This is a genomic window from Streptomyces sp. NPDC058664, assembly GCF_042716635.1.
GTDB lineage: Bacteria > Actinomycetota > Actinomycetes > Streptomycetales > Streptomycetaceae > Streptomyces.
In genome coordinates this window covers 29,726-47,263 of sequence record NZ_JBHXRW010000041.1, presented here as the reverse complement: position 1 = coordinate 47,263, position 17,538 = coordinate 29,726, and the positions used below count along the sequence as shown (strand labels likewise).

The 17,538-nt window shown below is 71.7% G+C and carries 14 protein-coding genes, 1 tRNA gene and 4 pseudogenes; 10 read left to right on the top strand and 9 right to left on the bottom strand.

What is annotated here, in order from left to right:
* Positions 1-143: 143 nt before the first annotated feature.
* Entirely contained in the window at positions 144-518 is a 375-nt protein-coding gene (locus tag ACFWUY_RS28475; RefSeq protein ID WP_384115622.1) for a DUF488 domain-containing protein, read from the top strand.
* An 11-nt stretch (positions 519-529) separates the two neighbouring features.
* Here ACFWUY_RS28475 and ACFWUY_RS28470 read toward each other — a convergent pair whose 3' ends face one another.
* The gene (locus ACFWUY_RS28470; protein ID WP_384115613.1) at positions 530-1,081 is read right to left on the bottom strand and encodes a DUF309 domain-containing protein; all 552 of its coding nucleotides are present in this window, start codon (positions 1,079-1,081) and stop codon (positions 530-532) included.
* A 161-nt stretch (positions 1,082-1,242) separates the two neighbouring features.
* Here ACFWUY_RS28470 and ACFWUY_RS28465 point away from each other — a divergent pair, with 161 nt between their 5' ends.
* Positions 1,243-3,981 (top strand): ATP-binding protein, encoded by a 2,739-nt coding sequence (locus tag ACFWUY_RS28465; RefSeq protein ID WP_384115607.1) that lies wholly within the window; start codon positions 1,243-1,245, stop codon positions 3,979-3,981.
* A 53-nt stretch (positions 3,982-4,034) separates the two neighbouring features.
* A tRNA-Pro gene (locus ACFWUY_RS28460) sits at positions 4,035-4,108 on the top strand.
* Positions 4,109-4,314: 206 nt separating this feature from the next.
* On the opposite strand, the gene ACFWUY_RS28455 is transcribed toward ACFWUY_RS28460, so the two are convergent.
* From ACFWUY_RS28455 to ACFWUY_RS28445, 3 genes are all read right to left on the bottom strand, one after another.
* Positions 4,315-4,455 carry a hypothetical protein gene (locus ACFWUY_RS28455; protein WP_384115604.1) on the bottom strand — a complete coding sequence of 47 codons (141 nt, stop codon included), beginning with the start codon at positions 4,453-4,455 and terminating at the stop codon, positions 4,315-4,317.
* A gap of 11 nt (positions 4,456-4,466) precedes the next feature.
* Entirely contained in the window at positions 4,467-4,934 is a 468-nt protein-coding gene (locus tag ACFWUY_RS28450; protein WP_384115601.1) for a DUF6003 family protein, read from the bottom strand.
* A gap of 77 nt (positions 4,935-5,011) precedes the next feature.
* Complete coding sequence (locus ACFWUY_RS28445; protein ID WP_384115598.1) at positions 5,012-5,398, bottom strand: thiol-disulfide oxidoreductase DCC family protein; 387 nt, start codon at positions 5,396-5,398, stop codon at positions 5,012-5,014.
* A 191-nt stretch (positions 5,399-5,589) separates the two neighbouring features.
* Here ACFWUY_RS28445 and ACFWUY_RS28440 point away from each other — a divergent pair, with 191 nt between their 5' ends.
* The 3 genes and pseudogenes from ACFWUY_RS28440 to ACFWUY_RS28430 all read left to right on the top strand — a co-directional run.
* Positions 5,590-7,032 carry a serine/threonine-protein kinase gene (locus tag ACFWUY_RS28440; protein WP_384115595.1) on the top strand — a complete coding sequence of 481 codons (1,443 nt, stop codon included), beginning with the start codon at positions 5,590-5,592 and terminating at the stop codon, positions 7,030-7,032.
* Between the two features lie 117 nt (positions 7,033-7,149).
* The gene (locus ACFWUY_RS28435; RefSeq protein ID WP_384115592.1) at positions 7,150-7,590 is read left to right on the top strand and encodes a hypothetical protein; all 441 of its coding nucleotides are present in this window, start codon (positions 7,150-7,152) and stop codon (positions 7,588-7,590) included.
* A gap of 306 nt (positions 7,591-7,896) precedes the next feature.
* Positions 7,897-7,980 (top strand): annotated as a pseudogene (locus ACFWUY_RS28430) (oxidoreductase); the annotation flags it as partial.
* 44 nt (positions 7,981-8,024) lie between these two features.
* Here ACFWUY_RS28430 and ACFWUY_RS28425 read toward each other — a convergent pair.
* From ACFWUY_RS28425 to ACFWUY_RS28415, 3 genes and pseudogenes are all read right to left on the bottom strand, one after another.
* Positions 8,025-8,453, bottom strand: coding sequence for an SMI1/KNR4 family protein (locus ACFWUY_RS28425; protein ID WP_384115589.1), 429 nt, complete (start codon positions 8,451-8,453; stop codon positions 8,025-8,027).
* Positions 8,454-8,656: 203 nt separating this feature from the next.
* A pseudogene (locus ACFWUY_RS28420) lies at positions 8,657-9,231 on the bottom strand (transposase family protein); the annotation flags it as partial.
* A 218-nt stretch (positions 9,232-9,449) separates the two neighbouring features.
* Entirely contained in the window at positions 9,450-10,400 is a 951-nt protein-coding gene (locus ACFWUY_RS28415) for a glycoside hydrolase family 16 protein (RefSeq protein ID WP_384115585.1), read from the bottom strand.
* Between the two features lie 351 nt (positions 10,401-10,751).
* Here ACFWUY_RS28415 and ACFWUY_RS28410 point away from each other — a divergent pair, with 351 nt between their 5' ends.
* From ACFWUY_RS28410 to ACFWUY_RS28400, 3 genes are all read left to right on the top strand, one after another.
* Positions 10,752-10,988: a hypothetical protein gene (locus tag ACFWUY_RS28410; protein ID WP_384115582.1), complete on the top strand. Its 237-nt coding sequence runs from the start codon at positions 10,752-10,754 to the stop codon at positions 10,986-10,988.
* 158 nt (positions 10,989-11,146) lie between these two features.
* On the top strand, positions 11,147-13,297 hold the full coding sequence (locus tag ACFWUY_RS28405) for a bifunctional polysaccharide deacetylase/glycosyltransferase family 2 protein (RefSeq protein ID WP_384115579.1): 2,151 nt from the start codon (positions 11,147-11,149) through the stop codon (positions 13,295-13,297).
* Between the two features lie 2 nt (positions 13,298-13,299).
* Positions 13,300-14,559: an acyltransferase gene (locus ACFWUY_RS28400; RefSeq protein ID WP_384115576.1), complete on the top strand. Its 1,260-nt coding sequence runs from the start codon at positions 13,300-13,302 to the stop codon at positions 14,557-14,559.
* 296 nt (positions 14,560-14,855) lie between these two features.
* On the opposite strand, the pseudogene ACFWUY_RS28395 reads toward ACFWUY_RS28400, so the two are convergent.
* Both ACFWUY_RS28395 and ACFWUY_RS28390 read right to left on the bottom strand, forming a co-directional pair.
* Positions 14,856-15,431 (bottom strand): annotated as a pseudogene (locus tag ACFWUY_RS28395) (MFS transporter); the annotation flags it as partial.
* Between the two features lie 26 nt (positions 15,432-15,457).
* Positions 15,458-15,990, bottom strand: a pseudogene (locus ACFWUY_RS28390) (Chromate resistance protein ChrB).
* Between the two features lie 161 nt (positions 15,991-16,151).
* Here ACFWUY_RS28390 and ACFWUY_RS28385 point away from each other — a divergent pair.
* On the top strand, positions 16,152-17,519 hold the full coding sequence (locus ACFWUY_RS28385) for a lysine N(6)-hydroxylase/L-ornithine N(5)-oxygenase family protein (RefSeq protein ID WP_384115573.1): 1,368 nt from the start codon (positions 16,152-16,154) through the stop codon (positions 17,517-17,519).
* Positions 17,520-17,538 lie beyond the last annotated feature (19 nt).

Below are 17,538 nucleotides of genomic sequence, written 5' to 3'. Positions count from 1 at the left end.
CGCCGTCCACCCCGCCGGCGTCTCGCCCGTCCCCGTCCTCGGTCCGTCCCCGTCCTCGGTCCGTCCCCGTCCCCGGTCCGTCCCCGTCCCCGGTCCGGCCCCGGCGACAGGACGCCCCCCGCCCGCTCCGGCACCCTGGAGCCATGCCCGCGCGCAGCCACGACGTCCGCGTCCGCCGGATCTACGAGGCCCCGTCGCCCGACGACGGCGTCCGGGTCCTCGTCGACCGGCTCTGGCCGCGCGGGCTCGCCAAGACCGACGCCCACGTCGACGAATGGCCCAAGGCCCTCACCCCGTCGACCGAACTCCGCCGCTGGTACCACGGCCCGGAGGGCGAGTACGAGGAGTTCTGCCGGCGGTACGAGGCCGAACTCGCCGCCCCCGAGGCCGCCGCCGCCCTCGACCGGCTACGGGACCTCGCGACCGAGAGGACGATCACCCTCCTCACGGCCGCCAAGGACCCGGACGCCGGCCACACCTCGGTACTGCGACGCGAACTGGCCCCGCCCGGCAGGTGACCCTCCGCCCCTCAGGGCGTGTCCCGGCACAATCTGGGCGCCTCGCCGGCGGCGTCGACCGGCGCCGCGTCCACTCCGCGCGTACCCATGGCCTCCGTACCCATCGTCTCCGTACGGTCGGCCAACTCCCGCGCCCACGACACGAGTCCGTCCACGTCGATCCCGTACGCGGCCCCTGCGGCAGGGCTTCCGGGCCGCCCGCCCGCGAGGCGGTCGGCGCCGCGGCGCAACAGCCGCGCCCCGCCCGCCGCGTTGCCGCGGGCGGCGTGCGTCAGACCCACGGCGAGCTGCGCGAGGCCCTGCCACAGCTCCCGCTCCGACTCCGGGCCGGACTTCCAGGCGTCCTCGAAGACCTCGTGCGCGTGGAAGGGCATCCCGGCGTCGAGCAGCCGCTGCGCCTCGCGCAGGGTCTCGGCGGGGCCGCGTGCGACCCCCTCGGGCTGCCGGGGCACGCCCTCCGCGCCGTACGGCAGCGGTCGGCCGAGTCCGTCCCGGGGCCGGGCGCTGCGGGCCCGTCCCTCGTCGTCCCGGTCCCTGCCGTGGTCATTCGCCGTCCGTTTCACCCGCTCATTGTCGCCCTTTGGACGATCAGGGGCGCTAGGCTCAACGGTCCAGTGAATCACTGGTCCGCGTGGGTCGCGCGGGTCACGTCATGGCAGTTGCTCGTGTGGGGAGTGAGTCACCGGTGCCGTCGGAATCCGAACAGTCGCCGCCCGTCAGGCCCTTGGAGACCCCCGCCGGTCCCACCCGGGCGGCGGGCTCCGTCGCCACGCGCCACGACGGGCTGCTCGAACGCGGTCCTGAGCTCGCCGCCGCCGTCCACGCCGTCGACGAACTGGTCGCCGCCGCCGTGGCGGGCGGACCCGCGCACGGCGGCATCCTCGTCTACCGGGGAGAGCCCGGAATCGGCAAGACCGCCCTGCTCGCCGAGATACGCCGTGCCGCCCAGGACCGGTGCACCGTCCTGACCGCCCGAGGCGGCGAGACCCTCACCTCGGTCCCCTTCCACCTCACCCGCCAACTCCTCCAGCCCGCCCTCGACGGCTTCGACTCCGAGGACGTCCGCCTCCTCTTCGGCGACCACTTCGACTTCCTGGCCCCCGCGCTGGGGCTCGCGCCGCCACCCCCGCCGTCGGCCGCGCCCGCCGACCCCCAGGGCGTACGGCACGGGCTCGCCAGGCTCCTGGACCGCCTCGCGGAACGGCTGGGGGACCGGCCGCCGGTGCTGCTCGTGGACGACGCCCAATGGGCCGACGCCGAGACCCTGGCCTGGCTCGACACCTTCACCCGGCTCCGGCCGGACGGGCGTCTGCCCGCCCTCGTCGTCCTCGCCCACCGGCCCCTGCCGCCGGAACCGAACGGCGACGGCGTGCCCGCCATCCTCACCGGGCTCGGCGACCGCGCCGTCCTGACGCTCGGCCTGCACGCCCTCACGCCCGCCGCCACCGCCGTACTGGCCCGGGACACGCTCGGCGGGAACGTCGACGAGCCGTTCTGCCACGAACTGTGGACCGTGACCTCCGGGAACCCGTACGAGACGGTCGAACTGCTCGCCAAGGTCCGCGACCGGATGCTCGAACCCGTCGCCGGATCGGCCGGACAGCTCCGCGACCTCGGCGCGGCCGCGCGCGGCGGAGGACTCGTCTCCCGCCTGGAAGAGCTCGGCTCCGGTCCGACCCGGCTCGCCTGGGCGATCGCCGTCCTCGACTCGGACAGCACGCCGAAGCTCCTCGCGGAGCTCACGGGCATGCGGCCGGCCGAGGTGGCCGAGTACACCGAGCAGCTCCGCCACGCCAGGATCGTGCGGACGAGGCCGTCGGTCACGGCCTCCGACACGGACCGTCTGGAGTTCACGCACCCGCTCATCGCGACCGCCGTCCACGGATCGGTACCGCCCGCCGTCCGGACCGCCCTGCACGGGCGCGCCGCCTGGGCGCTCACCGCGGCCGGCCACGGCCCCGCCGAAGTCTCGCGGCACCTCCTCGAAGTGCACCCGGACGACGACGAGGACGTCGTCAGCCAGCTGCGGGCCGCCGCCGTCGAACACCTCGCCGTCGGAGCCCCCGATGCGGCCCGACGGTGCCTGGGGCGCGCCCTCGCCGAACCGCCCCGCCCGGAGACGTACGCCAGGGTCCTCTACGAACTCGGCTGCGCGTCCCTGCTCACCGCGCCCGCCGCCACCGTCCGCCACCTGCGCTCCGCGCTCGACCTGCCGGGCCTGGACGACGCCCTCCGCATCGACGCGACCCACCGGCTCGCCCAGGCCCTCGCCCACGACAACCAGCTCCAGGAGGCCGCGAGGACCGCCGCCGCCGCCGCGGCCCGGACCCCGTCCGGTATCGGCCGTCGGCGCCTCCAGGCCGCGCACTTCATGTTCGAGGGGTTCCAGGCCGCCGAGGAGGACGGCATCGGCCGCTCCCGCCGCCTCGCCGAGCTCACCGCGCACTTCACCTGCGCCGACAACTCCGAGCGCGCCCTCGTCGCCGTACGGGCCTTCGACGGGATGATGCGGGGCGAACCCGCCGACGAGATCGTACGGCTCTGCGACCGCACCCTCGTCGACGGCGCACCCGCCCGGGGCCTCGGCTGGACCGACACCACCTGGGGCTTCGAGATCCCGGCGCTCACGGGCATCGCGTACGCGTTCTCCGACCGTCCCGACCGGGCGCAGGCCCTGTTCGGCGAGGCGGTCCGGGCCTTCGAGATCTCCGGCTGGAGCGGCGCCCACCTCGCCTTCGCCCACACCCTCCTCGGCCTGGTCCACCGGCGGCGCGGCAACCTGCCCCGGGCGCAGCACCACCTGGAGGAGGGCCTCAGGCTCGCGGACCGGGTCGGCACCGGGCTGCCCGTCCACTGGGACACCGCCTGCCTCCTCGTCGACACCCTGGTCGCCCGTGGCCGTACGGCCGAGGCCCGGAGCGTCGCCGACCACTACGCCTTCGGCCCGCCCTGGCCGGGCGCGATCGTCCTGCCCGACGGCCCCAGCGTGCTCGGCCGGCTGCTGCTCGCCGAGGGCCGGCGCGAGGAGGCGGTCGCCACCCTCGAAGCGGCGGCCGAGTCCCTGACCGGGCGTGGCAGGCACCACGGCCTCTGGGCCCCCTGGCCCTTCGAACTGGCCCGCGCCCTCGCCACCACCGACCCGGACCGCGCGGCCCGCGTCGCCACCGAGGCGCACGTCCACGCCGAACGCCTCGGCACCCCCACCGTCCTGGGCGAAGCCCTGCGCTGCCTGGCCCTCTTCGCCGAACCCGACGAGTCCCGGCGGCTCCTCGCCCAGGCCGTCGAGCACCTGGCCGCCTCCCCCTCCCGCTACGAGGAGGCCCGCGCCCGCCTGGACCTCGCCCACGCGACGGGCTCCGCGGCCGCTCTGGCCGAAGCGACCTCCCTGGCCGCCACCTGCGGCGCGGACACCGCCACCCCGGACCCGGTGACAGCCCGTGCGTCATCCCACCCTCCGGAGTGAGGTAATGTTTCCCCTGCACGCCGACGCGGGAGAAACCCCACGAAGACGTGCGCCGGGACGTGGCGCAGCTTGGTAGCGCACTTGACTGGGGGTCAAGGGGTCGCAGGTTCAAATCCTGTCGTCCCGACTGTGCGGAAACGCAGGTCGGAGGCCGTTCTCTCATCCATGAGAGGGCGGCCTTTCGTGCGTTCCGGGGTGTGGTGGTCGCAGTGTGGTCGCACGCCCGCGCCGGCGCTGGAGCGCAGGGCGGGCTGGTCCGTGCACTGTCTGAGCCTGACTACGTCTGCTGTATCCAGAAAATACCCTTGACCCTCGCTCCTCCGAGCCCGGCTTTCACGCCCTCTCGTCCTCGTCGTCCGCCCGGGCGGGTCGGGGGAGGGGGATGCGGGTCTGCCCCTCGATCGGTGCCGGGGTGCGCTCGCCGAGCCGGCCCTCCAACTGTCGGAGCTTCGTACGCGTCTCCTCGGTCGTCATGTTTTCCCCCATCACCGCTGTCGCGGACCGGGATCCGACGGACGGCCCTGTCCCTGTCCCTGCGCCGCCGATGCCACGGTCCGGGCGTCCTCGCCGGTGAGTTCGACGATGCGGTGCGGTGGAACCCCGGCGGCCGTGGCCCGCGCCAGCAGGGCGTCCCGCTCGCCCGCGCAGTCGCGGTAGGCCAGCAGCTCTTCCTCCACGCGGGCGAGGGCTCCCGGCACCAGCGCGTGGCGCAGCCGGTTCAGCTCCTCGTCGCTCAACGGGACGGGCAGCTTCTCCGCCCCGTCGGGGGTGGCGCCCGCCTCCTCCGGCGGCAGCAGCCGGACGCCCGGGGAGGCGACGGTGACACCGTGCGCGTCGAGCCAAGCCCGTACGGCGGGCGTCTCCAGGCACGCCAGTTCTCCCACAGCGGTGATGGGGGCGCCCAGCGGGGTCGCCGGGTCGTCCACGAGGAACAGGTAGGCGTCGTCGGTCATGTTCGTCTCCTTCGCAGACGCGATGGTCGTGTGCCGTCCTCACCTACCCCCTCCGGCGCAATCCATCGCGGCTCCGGTCACCCTCGCCCACGGCGCGTCGGTGCCGCGCACGCCGCCGTCCCGCCCGGCATCCGGTGCCGGTTGTCAGCCACCAGCCGGTAGACGGCGTGGGCGACCCACCGCACCGGGGGCAGCATGAGCAGTGCCCCCAGCGGCGCCCATCCCCGGCCCGTGCGCAGCAGGATCTTCGCCACTGCCCGGGCGCCGCCGTACACCTGACCGGACGGGGTCACCCAGAGCGCCTCGTGTGCGGCGCGCTCCGAGGTCACGCCCAGCGCGGCCAGATCCGCGAACTGTCGGGGAACGATCTCGCAGTCGGGGCGCAGGCGGCGTTCGACGAACGAGACGGACGCCGTACAGAAGCCGCAGTCACCGTCGAAGACGAGCACCGATCGAGTGCGCATGACTCCATCATGCCGAAACGGCGCCCAACCCTCCTTCCACGAGACCGTGTGCGGGACCGGGGGATGTCCGGCGGCTGAGGGGGCACACGTGCACACGGTGCTCGCAACCACGCGACCGGGCATGCCATCGGCAGCGCATACGTGGGCGGGCGGACGACGGCAGGTAACACCAGGACGCAGGGAGCGCAGTGATGAAAGTCCGCTCGTGGCCGATCCGACCGGACCTCCGGCTCACCGCCCACGTGGTGGCCGGACGCTACCGGCTCGACGACCTGCTGGGCCGCGGCGGCGCCGCCGACGTGTACGAGGGCATGGACCTGCGCCTGCGGCGACCGGTCGCCGTGAAAGTCTTCCGCCCGGACGGTGCCGCCGACACGGAGGAGCGGTTCGACGGCGAGGGCCGGCTGCTGGCCCAGCTGCAGCACCCCGGCCTGATCACCGTGTACGACTGCGGCCGGGACGACGGAACGCCCTACCTGGTGATGGAGCTGGTCAGGGGCACCACGCTGCGCCGGCGGATCGCGGCGGCTGCGCTGGCGCCCGCCGAGGCGTGCCGCATCGGAGCCGCGCTGGCCTCGGCGCTGGCCCATGTGCACGAGGCCGGAGTCGTCCACCGCGACGTCAAACCCGCCAACATCCTGCTGGACGAGGCGGGCGCCCCCCGCCTGACGGACTTCGGCATCTCCCGGCTGCTCGGCACCACGGCTCAGACCGTGACGGGCGCCCTGGTGGGAACCGCCGCGTACATGGCCCCGGAGCAGGTGCTGGGCCGGGGCGCCGGGCCGGCAGCGGACATCTACAGCCTGGGACTGGTGCTCATCGAGTCGATCAAGGGTGAACTGGAGTACGACGGGGCGCCGCTGGAGGCTGCGATCGCCCGTCTGAACCGTCCCCCGGTCATTCCGCCGGACATACCGGCGGCCGTCGTCGAACTACTGGAAGCCATGACCGACGCGGACGAGAGCCACCGGCCGGACGCCCGGGCCTGTGGGCGCGCCCTGGCCGCCTTGGCATCGGAGGATCTCGCGAGAGCGGCCGACGTGCCCGTGGGATCCTCCGTGCTCGCGGCTCCGCCCCTGAGGGGCGAGGACGGCGCCGGCGAGCGGAACCCGGACACGCTGAGGTCGAACGGGGCGGGCGCGGCAGTGGGGGGCGCCGGCGTCGAGGCCGCCGTCCCTGCGCACGACGAGCCGGTGCCCGCACGATCCTCTTCCGACCGGCCCGCCTCACGCCGGGCCGGTCGGATCCTGGTGACCGCCGGTGCGGCACTGACCGTCTTCGGTGTCGGACTGACCGGTTCGGTGGGCGGGCCGTCCGCCGAGGCGGAGAACGTCGCGCCCGTTCCGTCGCGCCCCGCCACGACCGAGCCGACCTCCCCGACCACCTCGCCCGCTCCGCCAGCCGGAGCCGCCGCCGTCTCCGCGTCCGCGCCGCGGTCCCCCTCGTACACCGGGGACCGGCGGGCCGCCGGCTCCGAGGGCGCGGCGGTCGACGGCTGGACGCCGTCGGCTCCTGGCGTCTCGGAGCGGCAGCGCGGCCGTGCGTCCGGTCCGGGAGCAGCCGGGCCAGCCCCCCGGAAGGGCGAGGCGCGGCAGGGGAAGCCGAAGCCGGCCAAGGGCAGGCACGCGCGGTGACACCGCCGCGGCTCCCGGCGTTCACGCCGCCTGGCGGAACACCAGACAGTCGACTCGCCGACTGCCCGGCCGGGGCGGTGGCGGCCGGGTGGCGGCAGGCACTGAACCGCGCACGCGTTGTACGCGGGGCTCGCCGCGTCACTGGACCCGGAGCCCGAGCGGTTCCTGTTCCGCACCTACTGTGCGCGCTACGGCGCAGCGGGAGGCCATGAACTCCCTGCCCTCATAGCGCAGTTCTACCTTCACTACGACCCCTACACGCGCAGGAGTCCGGAGCACACCTCAACGCTCGCGCGGCAGCGCATTGACTTCCTCCTCACGCCGGACCGGTCACGCCTCGTCATCGAAGTCGATGGCGTTCAGCACTACGCCGACGCAACCGGGAAGGCGTCGCCCAGGCTCTACTCCGAGATGGCCGCCGAGGATCGAAGGCTCCGCCTCATGGGCTACGACATCTACCGCTTCGGCGGCCATGAGCTTGCTCGTCCGGGTGCTTCCACCATGCTGCACTCGTTCTTCAGCAAGCTGCTCTCCCGACACAAACGGCCCGGCGCGTGAGGCGGTCCTGCTGCGCAGGCAGTGAGCCTTTTCCAACCTGAAGCACCTGCCAGTCGGAGGACTCTGCGGCAGCTCCCCGGAGGCGCCGGTCAACTGGTGAAGACCTGGCCAGGAGCCCGTGCCGGACTCGGGTAGCCGATCAACGACAGTTCGCTGACCAGTGCGGATGCCAGATTGGAAAGGGCTCATGGTTGATCTCGACCCGTTCGACTACGCCGCCTTGGCCGGCATCACCGCCTTCCTCGACCACCTGGCCGGGCGTCGAGGACCAGGTGCCGCCGACACCGCCAGGAGGACTGGGACCGCATCCTCGGCGTCAGCCTCACCGGAGCGTTCCTGCGCACCCGCACCCAGATCCGGCAGGTGCTCGGCCAGATCGGCGGCGGCGCGATCGTCAACGTCTCCTCCGGCACGGGTCTCTACGCCGTCGCCGGTCAGATCGTCTCCGGCGCCGGGAGGCGGAGCCACTCGTCGCGGGCCCAGTGCCACACCGACTCCCAGCGGTCTTCCGTGAGACCGCCCGTCCCGCTGCACGACCAGAAGACGACCACGTTGTCGGGGCCGACGAGGTAGAAGTCGCCTTCGTCCTCGCACAGGACGATCAAATCGCGCGGGACGCCCTGGTCCCAGGCGATGGCCATGAGCTCCGGCAGGTACGTGTGCGCGCCCTCGTCCGTGACAGTGACGGGCTCCAGGCGGGCACGCTCAACATCACCGACATGGAGCAGGAATTCCCGGAGCCCGGCCGGCAGTCGGACGCCCTGTTCCTCCTCGATCCGCGCGAGGAGCTGCTCGTCAGGGAACTCCGGCGGGGCCTCTTCCGGCCCGTGGGTCTCCCGGATGTACTGGATGACGTCTTTCACGAATCTCCTCACGCCTGCTGCCTCGGACCCGCGACCACGGACCCGATGATCATTCTGGGGCAAGAACGGTCCCGGGGTGGGCGCCGGACGAACTCGTCGACACCTCCGGCGGCACCACTGACGCCCTGCGCCACCAGATCACCGGCCACGCTGCCGAAGGGGCGCTGCTGGCCGGGGTGTGTCGGGGCGGTTCGGCGCTTCCTCCGTCCCCGGAACGGCACCCGGACCGGGCGGCCGGCACCCTGATAGGCCCGGTCCGCCCAGCACTTCAGGTCGGCCGCGGCGAGTACGTCGACCATGCCGTGCTTACGCGCCGCTGTCAGGTCGTGAGTCGAGCCGGGCAGTGCGGGCGAGGCCCACGGCAGCCGCCCGAACGGATCGGTCAGGACCTGGATGTTCATGCCACGGCGCTTGTGCTCGCCGGAGTAGTACGGGGTGTCGGCGGCGATCCTGTCGATCGGCAGCAGCGTCCCGTCGAGGATGACGAAGGCCGGGCGGCGAGCTTGCAGGACCTCGGCGAGGCTGGGGGCGAGTGTGGCCAGGACCTCGACGGCTTCGCGGACATACCGGTACACGGTCGCGATCCCGATGGGGAATCCGGCCGCGAGGCGGGCGTAGGTGTCACCACATCGCAGGTGCGCCAGGACGAGCAAGCCTGCCGTCCCGGCGCCAGGCGCCGCCAGCGCGAACCGATCTTCCGGCGGTGTGCGGGCAGCTGGCCGGCAGGGTGCTGCAGGTGAGCGTTGGACAGGTCGATCGCCGACGGGTAGACAAGCAAGCGAAGCTCCTGGTGAGCGGTGGATCTTGGTCGTGACACCGTCTACCAGGAGCTTCGTCGTTCAGCGCAGCCGGGATGCCTCAACCCGACCAGCCCGCCAGCAGGTTGGAAAAGGCTCAATCTGAAACGGTCCCTGATCGTTTTTGGGGACCACTCGGGAACCAGCGCACTTGACCGACCGGAGCGCACCTTGACCGGGTCAAGGTGCGCTCCGGGGGTCAGGGCTTCGGGACGGTGTTGATGTAGTCGGTGCCGGTGCTGTGGAAGCCGTCCACCGTCTTCTGGACGTCCGCCCGGGAGACGGCCTCGTCGGCCTTGTAGTAGACCCAGTCGACCTGCATGTCCCAGGTGCGCGGGCCGCCGGTGAAGGGGAGGTCGATGAGCCAGTTGCTGAAGTGGATGTCCATCTGCTCGCGCGGGACGTACTTGCCGGAGCTGGTGAACAGCTCCTTGCCGTCCAGGGAGTAGGTGACCTTTCCGTCCATGGCGGTGATCATCATGGTGTGCCAGCCCTCGAGGCGCCGCTCGAGGGTGTTGTGGACCCGGTCCGGCGGGTCGGCCCTGTACCAGCTGACGTTGTCGAGCTGCGGACCCACCGAACCCCAGCCGCCGTTCGGCAGGTACTCGAAGTCGAGTTCGCTGTAGTTCTCCGAGGACTCCGCGGAGGAGATCGGGAAGAAGGTCTGGACGACGTGGTCGCCGTCGCGTCCGCTCGTGGGCTTGTCGCTGAGGTGGACCCGGGCGGCGAAGGTTCCCGTGAAGAAGTTCCGGCTCGTGGTCTGCACCTCGACCTGCGTGGTGCCCTGCTCGGTGCCGTCGGTGGAGGAGCGCAGTCGTAGGACCTTGCCCCCCTCGGCCGTCGGGTCGGAGGGGAAGGCGGCGCCGTCGGCGCTCCAGGTGCCCTTGATCCCCGGGCCGCCCCCGCCGGTGCGGATCTCCCAGCCGTGCGCGGCGAGAGAAGGGTCGTCGGCGCCGGTGTAGTTGAAGCTGTCGAACAGGGTTCCCGGCGGTCCGGTGGGCGTCGGCGAGGCGTCCCGCGCGGGCCCGGCGGCGTCGGTGCTCCCGCCGGCCGCGGGGTCGGTGGAACACGCGGCGAGTACGCACAGGAGGGCGGGCAGCGTGAGCGCGGTCCACGCGCGGCGACGAGAGGTGCGGCGGGGCTGGCTCACACAGGCTCCTTGGGGCGTAGAGGCGGTGACTGGACACGCCCGTTGCATGCGGATCGATCGCTGATCGCATGAATCGAGCGGTCATCCTAGCGAAGGATTCAAGCCATCCCGCCTCATGTTCGCGATCCGGCCGCCGAAGGGTCGGGAGGCGCCCGTTGACATACCGATCCGGTCACGACATCCGATCGGGATATTCCCAATACGCATATTGCGCACCAAACGATTCAGGTCATGCGCTACGGTCCGCTCTACGCTTCAGCGATCTCCAGACCCTGCACAAAAAGGCCACGAACAATGCGCCAAGTCGTCACATTCTCCGGGCGCGCATCGGTCCACTCGGCACAGCCCGGCGTGGCCGAATCGCATCAGGAGGAGCCTGCTCCGGCACCGGTGTTCGTCGACCAGTCGGGTCTGCGCAGCCGTCTGTTCCGGCGCTTCGGCTGGCCGGTCTCCGTGGTCGGCGCGATCCTGGCGGCCGCCATGGGCGGCAGTCTGATCGGTACGCAGTCGGACGCCCCGGCGATGGAGATACCGCCGAAGCCCTCGTACGCGCCCACCAGGGGCCCCTTGTCACCCGCCTGGTCCTAGAGGGCGCGGTCCGCGACGCCTCACCCGAAAAGTCCGGCCATCACGCCGGACATCGCGACATTCCATGACATACCGCGATCATCGTGCCGCCCGGAGCAACGCCTGCGGGCCGGCCGAGCGGGCCTGATCGTCCGCACCACCCATCTCCAGGAGCGCCCTTGTCCCGCCACCAGCGTCGTCGGCAGTCCCGGCTGAGACCGCGCCGACTGGCTGCGCCGCCGCTGCGCTTCTTCATGCCGCTGTCCCTGCTGGCCTGCTTGCTCGCGCTCCTCGTCCTGCGCGGCCTCGCCACCAATGAGGCGTTCCACGACACCCGGATCGCGACCTCGGTCGACAAGACGACCGTGCCGGAGAACCTGCTCAAGGGCGGCCCGATCATCGACGCGCGCGGCGCCAGGAACGAGCGCCCGGTGAGTTATCGGATCCCCAACCACACCGTGGTCCTGACCTTCGACGACGGCCCCTCGCCGGAGTGGACCCCGAAGATCCTGGACGTGCTCGCGGCCCACGACGTCCGCGCGGACTTCTTCGTGACCGGCGCGATGACCACGCGCCACCCGGAGCTGATCCGGCAGATCGTCGCGGGCGGCCACGAGATCGGCGTGCACACCTACACCCACCCCGATCTGGCGTACCAGTCCGAAGCCCGGATCAGCTGGGAGCTGGCGCAGACGCAACTGGCGCTGGCCGGCGTCGCGGGCGTCCACACCGCGCTGTTCCGCCCGCCGTACTCCTCCGACGCCTCGGCGCTCGACGACTGGAACTACCCGGTGATCAAGTACGTGGGTTCCCACGGCTACCTCACCGCGTTCATCGACCGCGACACCGAAGACTGGAAGCGTCCCGGCGTCGACGAGATCGTCAAGGCGGCGATGCCGCGCAAGCCCGGCGCGGGCGAGGTGATCCTGTTGCACGACGCGGGTGGCGACCGTACCGAGACCCTCGCCGCGCTCGAGAAGATCATCGTGAAGCTGAAGGGCGAGGGATACCGCTTCGCCACCGTCTCCGAGGCGCTCGGTGCCACCGACGCCACCGTGCCGGTGCACGGCTACCAGCTGTGGGCGGGCAAGGGCTTCGTCTGGGCCAGCGAGGCCGCCGTGCTCACCCTGCCGGTGCTGGTCGCGCTGCTGGCCGTCGTCGGCTTCCTCAACTTCGGCCGGTTCGCGCTGATGCTCGTCCTCGCACCGCTCCACGCCCGGCGCTCCCGGCGGCGGGACGCGTGGGGACCACCCGTCACCGAGCCGGTCACCGTCCTCGTCCCGGCCTACAACGAGCGCGAGTGCATCGCGAACACCCTCAACTCCCTGATCGCCAGTGACCATCCGATCGAAGTGATCGTCATCGACGACGGCTCCACGGACGGCACCGCGGACATCGTCGAGGCGATGAATCTGCCGTTCGTCCGGCTGATCCGCAAGGTCAACGGCGGCAAGTCCAGCGCGCTCAACACCGGTATCGCGGCCGCGTCGCACGACATCATCGTGATGATGGACGGCGACACCGTCTTTGAGCCGTCCACCGTGCGCGAGCTGGTCCAGCCCTTCGGCGACCGGGGGATCGGCGCGGTCGCGGGCAACGCCAAGGTCGGCAACCGCGACAGCCTGATCGGCGCCTGGCAGCACATCGAGTACGTCCTCGGCCACAACCTGGACCGCCGGATGTACGACATGCTCAACGTCATCCCGACCATCCCCGGCGCGGTCGGCGCCTTCCGCAAGGAGGCCCTGCGGCGGGTCGGCGGGATGAGCGACGACACCCTCGCCGAGGACACCGACATCACCATGGCGGTGCTCTGCGACGGCTGGCGGATCGTCTACGCCGAGCGCGCCCGCGCCTGGACCGAGGCCCCCGCCAGCATCCAGCAGCTCTGGTCCCAGCGGTACCGCTGGAGCTACGGCAGCATGCAGGCGATGTGGAAGCACCGGCGCGCCGTGATCTCCCGGGGTCCGGCCGGGCGCTTCGGCCGGCTCGGGCTGCCCCTCGTCGTGCTGTTCGGCGTGGTCGCCCCGCTGCTCGCGCCGCTGGTCGACATGTTCCTGCTGTACGGCGTGCTGTTCGCGGACGCCCCGATCACCCTCGCCAGCTGGGGCGGCTTCATCCTGCTCCAGGCCGTGCTGTCCTGGTACGCCTTCCGGCTCGACGGCGAGAAGCCCCTGCATCTGATCAGCCTGCCGATCCAGCAAGTGGTCTACCGGCAGCTGATGTACATCGTCCTGTTGCAGTCCACGATCACGGCGCTGACCGGTGGTCGACTGCGCTGGCAGAAGCTTCGGCGCACCGGCGAGGTCGCCGCACCGGTGGAGGCCTGACCATGACCGCATCCTTCGAGTTCGGGGGAACCCAGGACACCGTCCGGCTGAGGATCCCCGCCGCACTGCGACGGGAGTCCCAGCCGGTGCCGGAGCCGTCGACACCGTCCCCGCGCAAGGGCGGCCGAGACCGCTATTTCGACCTGCTGCGCGCGCTGGCGCTGGTCCGTGTGGTGATCTACCACAACTTCGGCTGGTTCTGGCTGCCCGTGGTCTTCCCGTCGATGGGCGTGATGTTCGCGCTGGCCGGGACGCTGATGGCACGCTCGCTCAGCCGTCCCGCCCTGGGCGTCGTCCGGGGCCGTCTGCGTCGGCTGCTGCCGCCGATGTGGCTGTTCGGCGCGGTCGTCCTCGCCCTCGAGATCGTCGACGGCTGGGGGCCCGACGCCGAGGGGCATCCCAACTGGTGGTGGGGCAAGCTGCTGTTCTGGCTCGTGCCGCTGAGCACTCCGCCGTACGCCGAATCACTGAACGGTTTCGACCATCTCGTGGGGCAGGGCTGGGCGATGCAGGTCGTCGTCCCGCTCTGGTACCTCCGCGCGTACCTCTGGTACGTCCTGCTCTCACCGTTGATGCTGTGGGCGCTGCGGCGGATGCCGGTGGTGACGCTGTCCGTGCCGCTCGCGCTGACGATCGTGATGCACACGTTCCTCATCGACCAGGAGTTCCTCTACGGCCGGGTCTGGGAGAACGTCAGCGACTTCGCCATGTTCGGCTCCTGCTGGATCCTCGGCATGGCTCACCAGGAGGGCCTGCTCAAGAAGATCCCCCAGTACGTCGTGCCGTCCGTCGCGCCGCTGATCATGGTGGCCGGCTGGTGGTACCTCCAGACCCGGCCGGTCGATCCGACCGTGCACACCGACATCGAGAGCTGGCCGATAGCCCAGGCCCTGTGGTCCTTCGGCTTCGTCGCCATCCTGCTCCACGTCAGTCCCTCCTGGGAACAGTGGCCCCGACCGCTGGAACGCTGGAACGGCCTGATCAGCCTGCTCAACACACGCGCTGTCAGCGTCTACCTCTGGCACCAGGTCGCGTTGGTGGCCGCCATCCCGCTGATCGACCCCCTCTGGTCCGTCGGCTTCTTCTACGAGCACTTCCGGTGGCTGCTGGCCAGCCAGTGGTTTCCGCTGATGGTGGCGATCCCCCTGACCGGACTGCTGGTGCTGACCTTCGGCTGGGTCGAGGACGTGGCCGCGAAGCGCTCTCCGCGGCTCTTCCCGTACCCGCGCCGCGTGCGGGGCAGGCGCCGGGCCGGCGCCTGACGCGGGCCGTCCGAACCGCGGACGCGCAGGGACGGCAGTGACCCGCGCCACCGATTCCGCTCGGCGAGCGCTTCCCGGCCGGGGAGGGCCAGTGCTCGCGGGTCGAGGAGCTCGTCTTCGGCCTGCTTGCAGAGCTTCCGCCACCCGGTCACGCGGGCTGGACCGACCTTGATGATGTCGTCCCGGACCGCCTGTTCCATGGTGTGTTGTGTCAGGGGCCGTACGGGCTCCGGTGCCCGAGAAAGGGCCTGGGGGCGTCGGCTCGCGGTCCGGGGATGCCGGGCAGCCGGGGCGGTGCCGATGAGTGCGGTGGCGAGCAGGGCGCCGGTGAGGCCGGGCAGGGTGGCCGCCGCGAGTCCGGCGGCGGTGGCGGCGAGGACGGACACCGCGGCTCCCGTGGCGATGGTTCCGAGTCCGGCGGCGGCGGAGACGGGCAGGAAGCCGACACCGACCGAGAGCGCGGCGGTGGCGGCGGCGAGCGCGGCGGGAGGGGCGAGGAAGGAGCGGTCGGCCAGGCGGCGGGCGAGGTCGGCGACGGTCTGCCGCTTGCGGGGGAGCGGCGGCACGGTGGGTACGGCGAGGGCGGCCCCCAGGGCGACGACGGCTCCGCACAGGGCCATCACCGTGAACAGCGGACGCAGGCCGCCGACCCGGACCAGGAGCCCGCCGAGGAGCACCGGCTTGCCGCCGATCCGGTCGGCGAGCGACCCGAAGACCGGCTTGGGCAGCACTTCGGCACCGTCGTGGAGGGCGAGCAGCCCGCCGAGGACGAGAAGCGAGGTGACGGCGTCCTCGGAGAAGCCGCCGAGATTGGCGGCGATGCCGTGGGCACCGAACGCGGTGGTGCACCCGGCCGCGTACAACGGCCACATGGCCCGCTTCGAGGCTATGACGGTGCTCACGGGGTGGGCTCCTCGTCGGTGCCGTGGAGGACGGCGAAGACGCGCTCGGCGTACTCCTCGCACACCTCGGTACAGTGCTTCAGCCGCGCTGCGGCCTCCGCGGCCTCGGGGCGCCGAAGACGTCACGCGCGGTCGGGTCCCGGTGCCGGCGTCGCAGCCGCTCCAAGCCCTGCTCCTCTTCCTCCAGCTCGGCCAGGGTGAACTCGGCGATGCGGATCTCCTTGGCGAGCTCTTCCTCGAACTTCCCGCAGTCGGCGAGGAACTCGGACCAGTCCGCCGATCGTGCGGCGGTGGACATCGCCTGGAAGCGCGCTGCGTCGTCGACGCCCCAGCCGGCAGCTTCCAGCGTGATGGCCTCGCCGTGGGCGACGCCCCGGGTCGGCTCCACCGCTCTGGCGATCCCGTCGGCGAAGACCGGTGGCCGGGCGTCGCGTTTCCGGTGAGGGCCGCACGCCGCTGCTTCCTGCCGCAAGCCGGCGGTCCCGGTCGGTCCGAACCCAAGTGCTGCGTATGCGGCATCGGTAGACATGGGGGCGTGGTTGCCGTGGCGGGAACGCGGGCGGTACGCGTGGACTTGACACCTCGTGCACACTAGGGGAATTTAGGCACGCCTTACCTTAGTAGCTAGTCTTTGATGGCGGCCGTGCGGTGCGCGGCCGCTCAGTCGTGCAATCGAATGGAAGGACCAGCATGTCGGGACGTCGCGAGGACAGCGGCCAGGCCGAGGGCGGCGCCGCTCGGGACCTGGTCGGCATAGGTTTCGGTCCGTCGAATCTGGCTCTGGCCATCGCCGTCGCCGACCACAACCGCCGCGACCCCGAGCGAGCGCTGCAGGCACGCTTCGTGGAGCAGCAGGAGCGTTTCGGCTGGCACCGCGGCATGCTCCTGGAGGGGGCGACCATGCAGGTCTCCTTCCTGAAGGACCTGGTCACCATGCGTGACCCCAGCAGCCGCTTCTCCTTTCTGATGTACCTTCAGGACCGTGGGCGCCTCGCCGACTTCATCAACCAGAAGACGTTCTTCCCCACCCGGATCGAGTTCCACGACTACTTCGAGTGGTGCGCCGCCGAGTTCGGCGACGGCGTCGAGTACGGGCGACGGGTCGTCGAGATCCGCCCCGTGCGCGACGGAGACCGTGTCGGGGCCGTCGACGTCGTCTCGGAGAGCGTCTCCGACCCGGCCGACCGGGAGGTGCTCAGAGCCCTCAACGTCGTCGTCGGTACCGGTCTCAGGCCCCGCCTCCCCGAAGGCGTCACCCAGGGCGAACACGTCTGGCACACCCGTGACCTGCTCTTCCGCGCACCGCAGCTGAAGAACCTCAAGCACCGCCGGTTCGCCGTGGTGGGTGCGGGGCAGTCCGCCGCCGAAGCCGTCGACTACCTGCACCGGACCTTCCCGGACGCGGAGATCAACGCGGTCTTCACCCGGTACGGCTACAGCCCCGCCGACGACAGCCCCTTCGCCAACCGCATCTTCGACCCCTCGGCGGTCGACGACTTCTTCACCGCGCCGGAGAACGTCAAGCAGGACATCGACGGCTACCACCGCAACACCAACTACTCCGTGGTGGACGGCGACCTCATCACGCAGTTGTACCGCACGCACTACCAGGAGAGGGTCAGCGGCCGGGAACGGCTGCGGTTCCTCAACACCACCGAGCTCGGCGGCGTCGAGACCCTGCCCGACGGTGCCCGCGTCCAGGTCCGCTCGCTGACCACGGGCCGGCAGGAGACCCTGGACTGCGACGCCGTGGTCATGGCCACCGGTTACCGTCCGGTCGACCCGCGCGACCTTCTCGGCGATCTCGCCGCCGACTGCCTCACCGACGACCGGGGCCGTGTGCGGGTGGACCGGGACCACCGCGTGCTGATGAGTGACCATGTGGACGTCGGCGTCTACCTCCAGGGCGGCACCGAGCACACCCACGGTGTCACGTCCTCGCTGCTGTCCACCCTCGCCGTCCGCTCCGGCGAGATCACCGACTCCCTCCTGCTGCGCCGTACGGCCCAGGCCCTGCGCGCCGACCGCGGCCGGGGGATCGACGCCGTGATCGGCTGATCGAGCCGCACCCCTGACG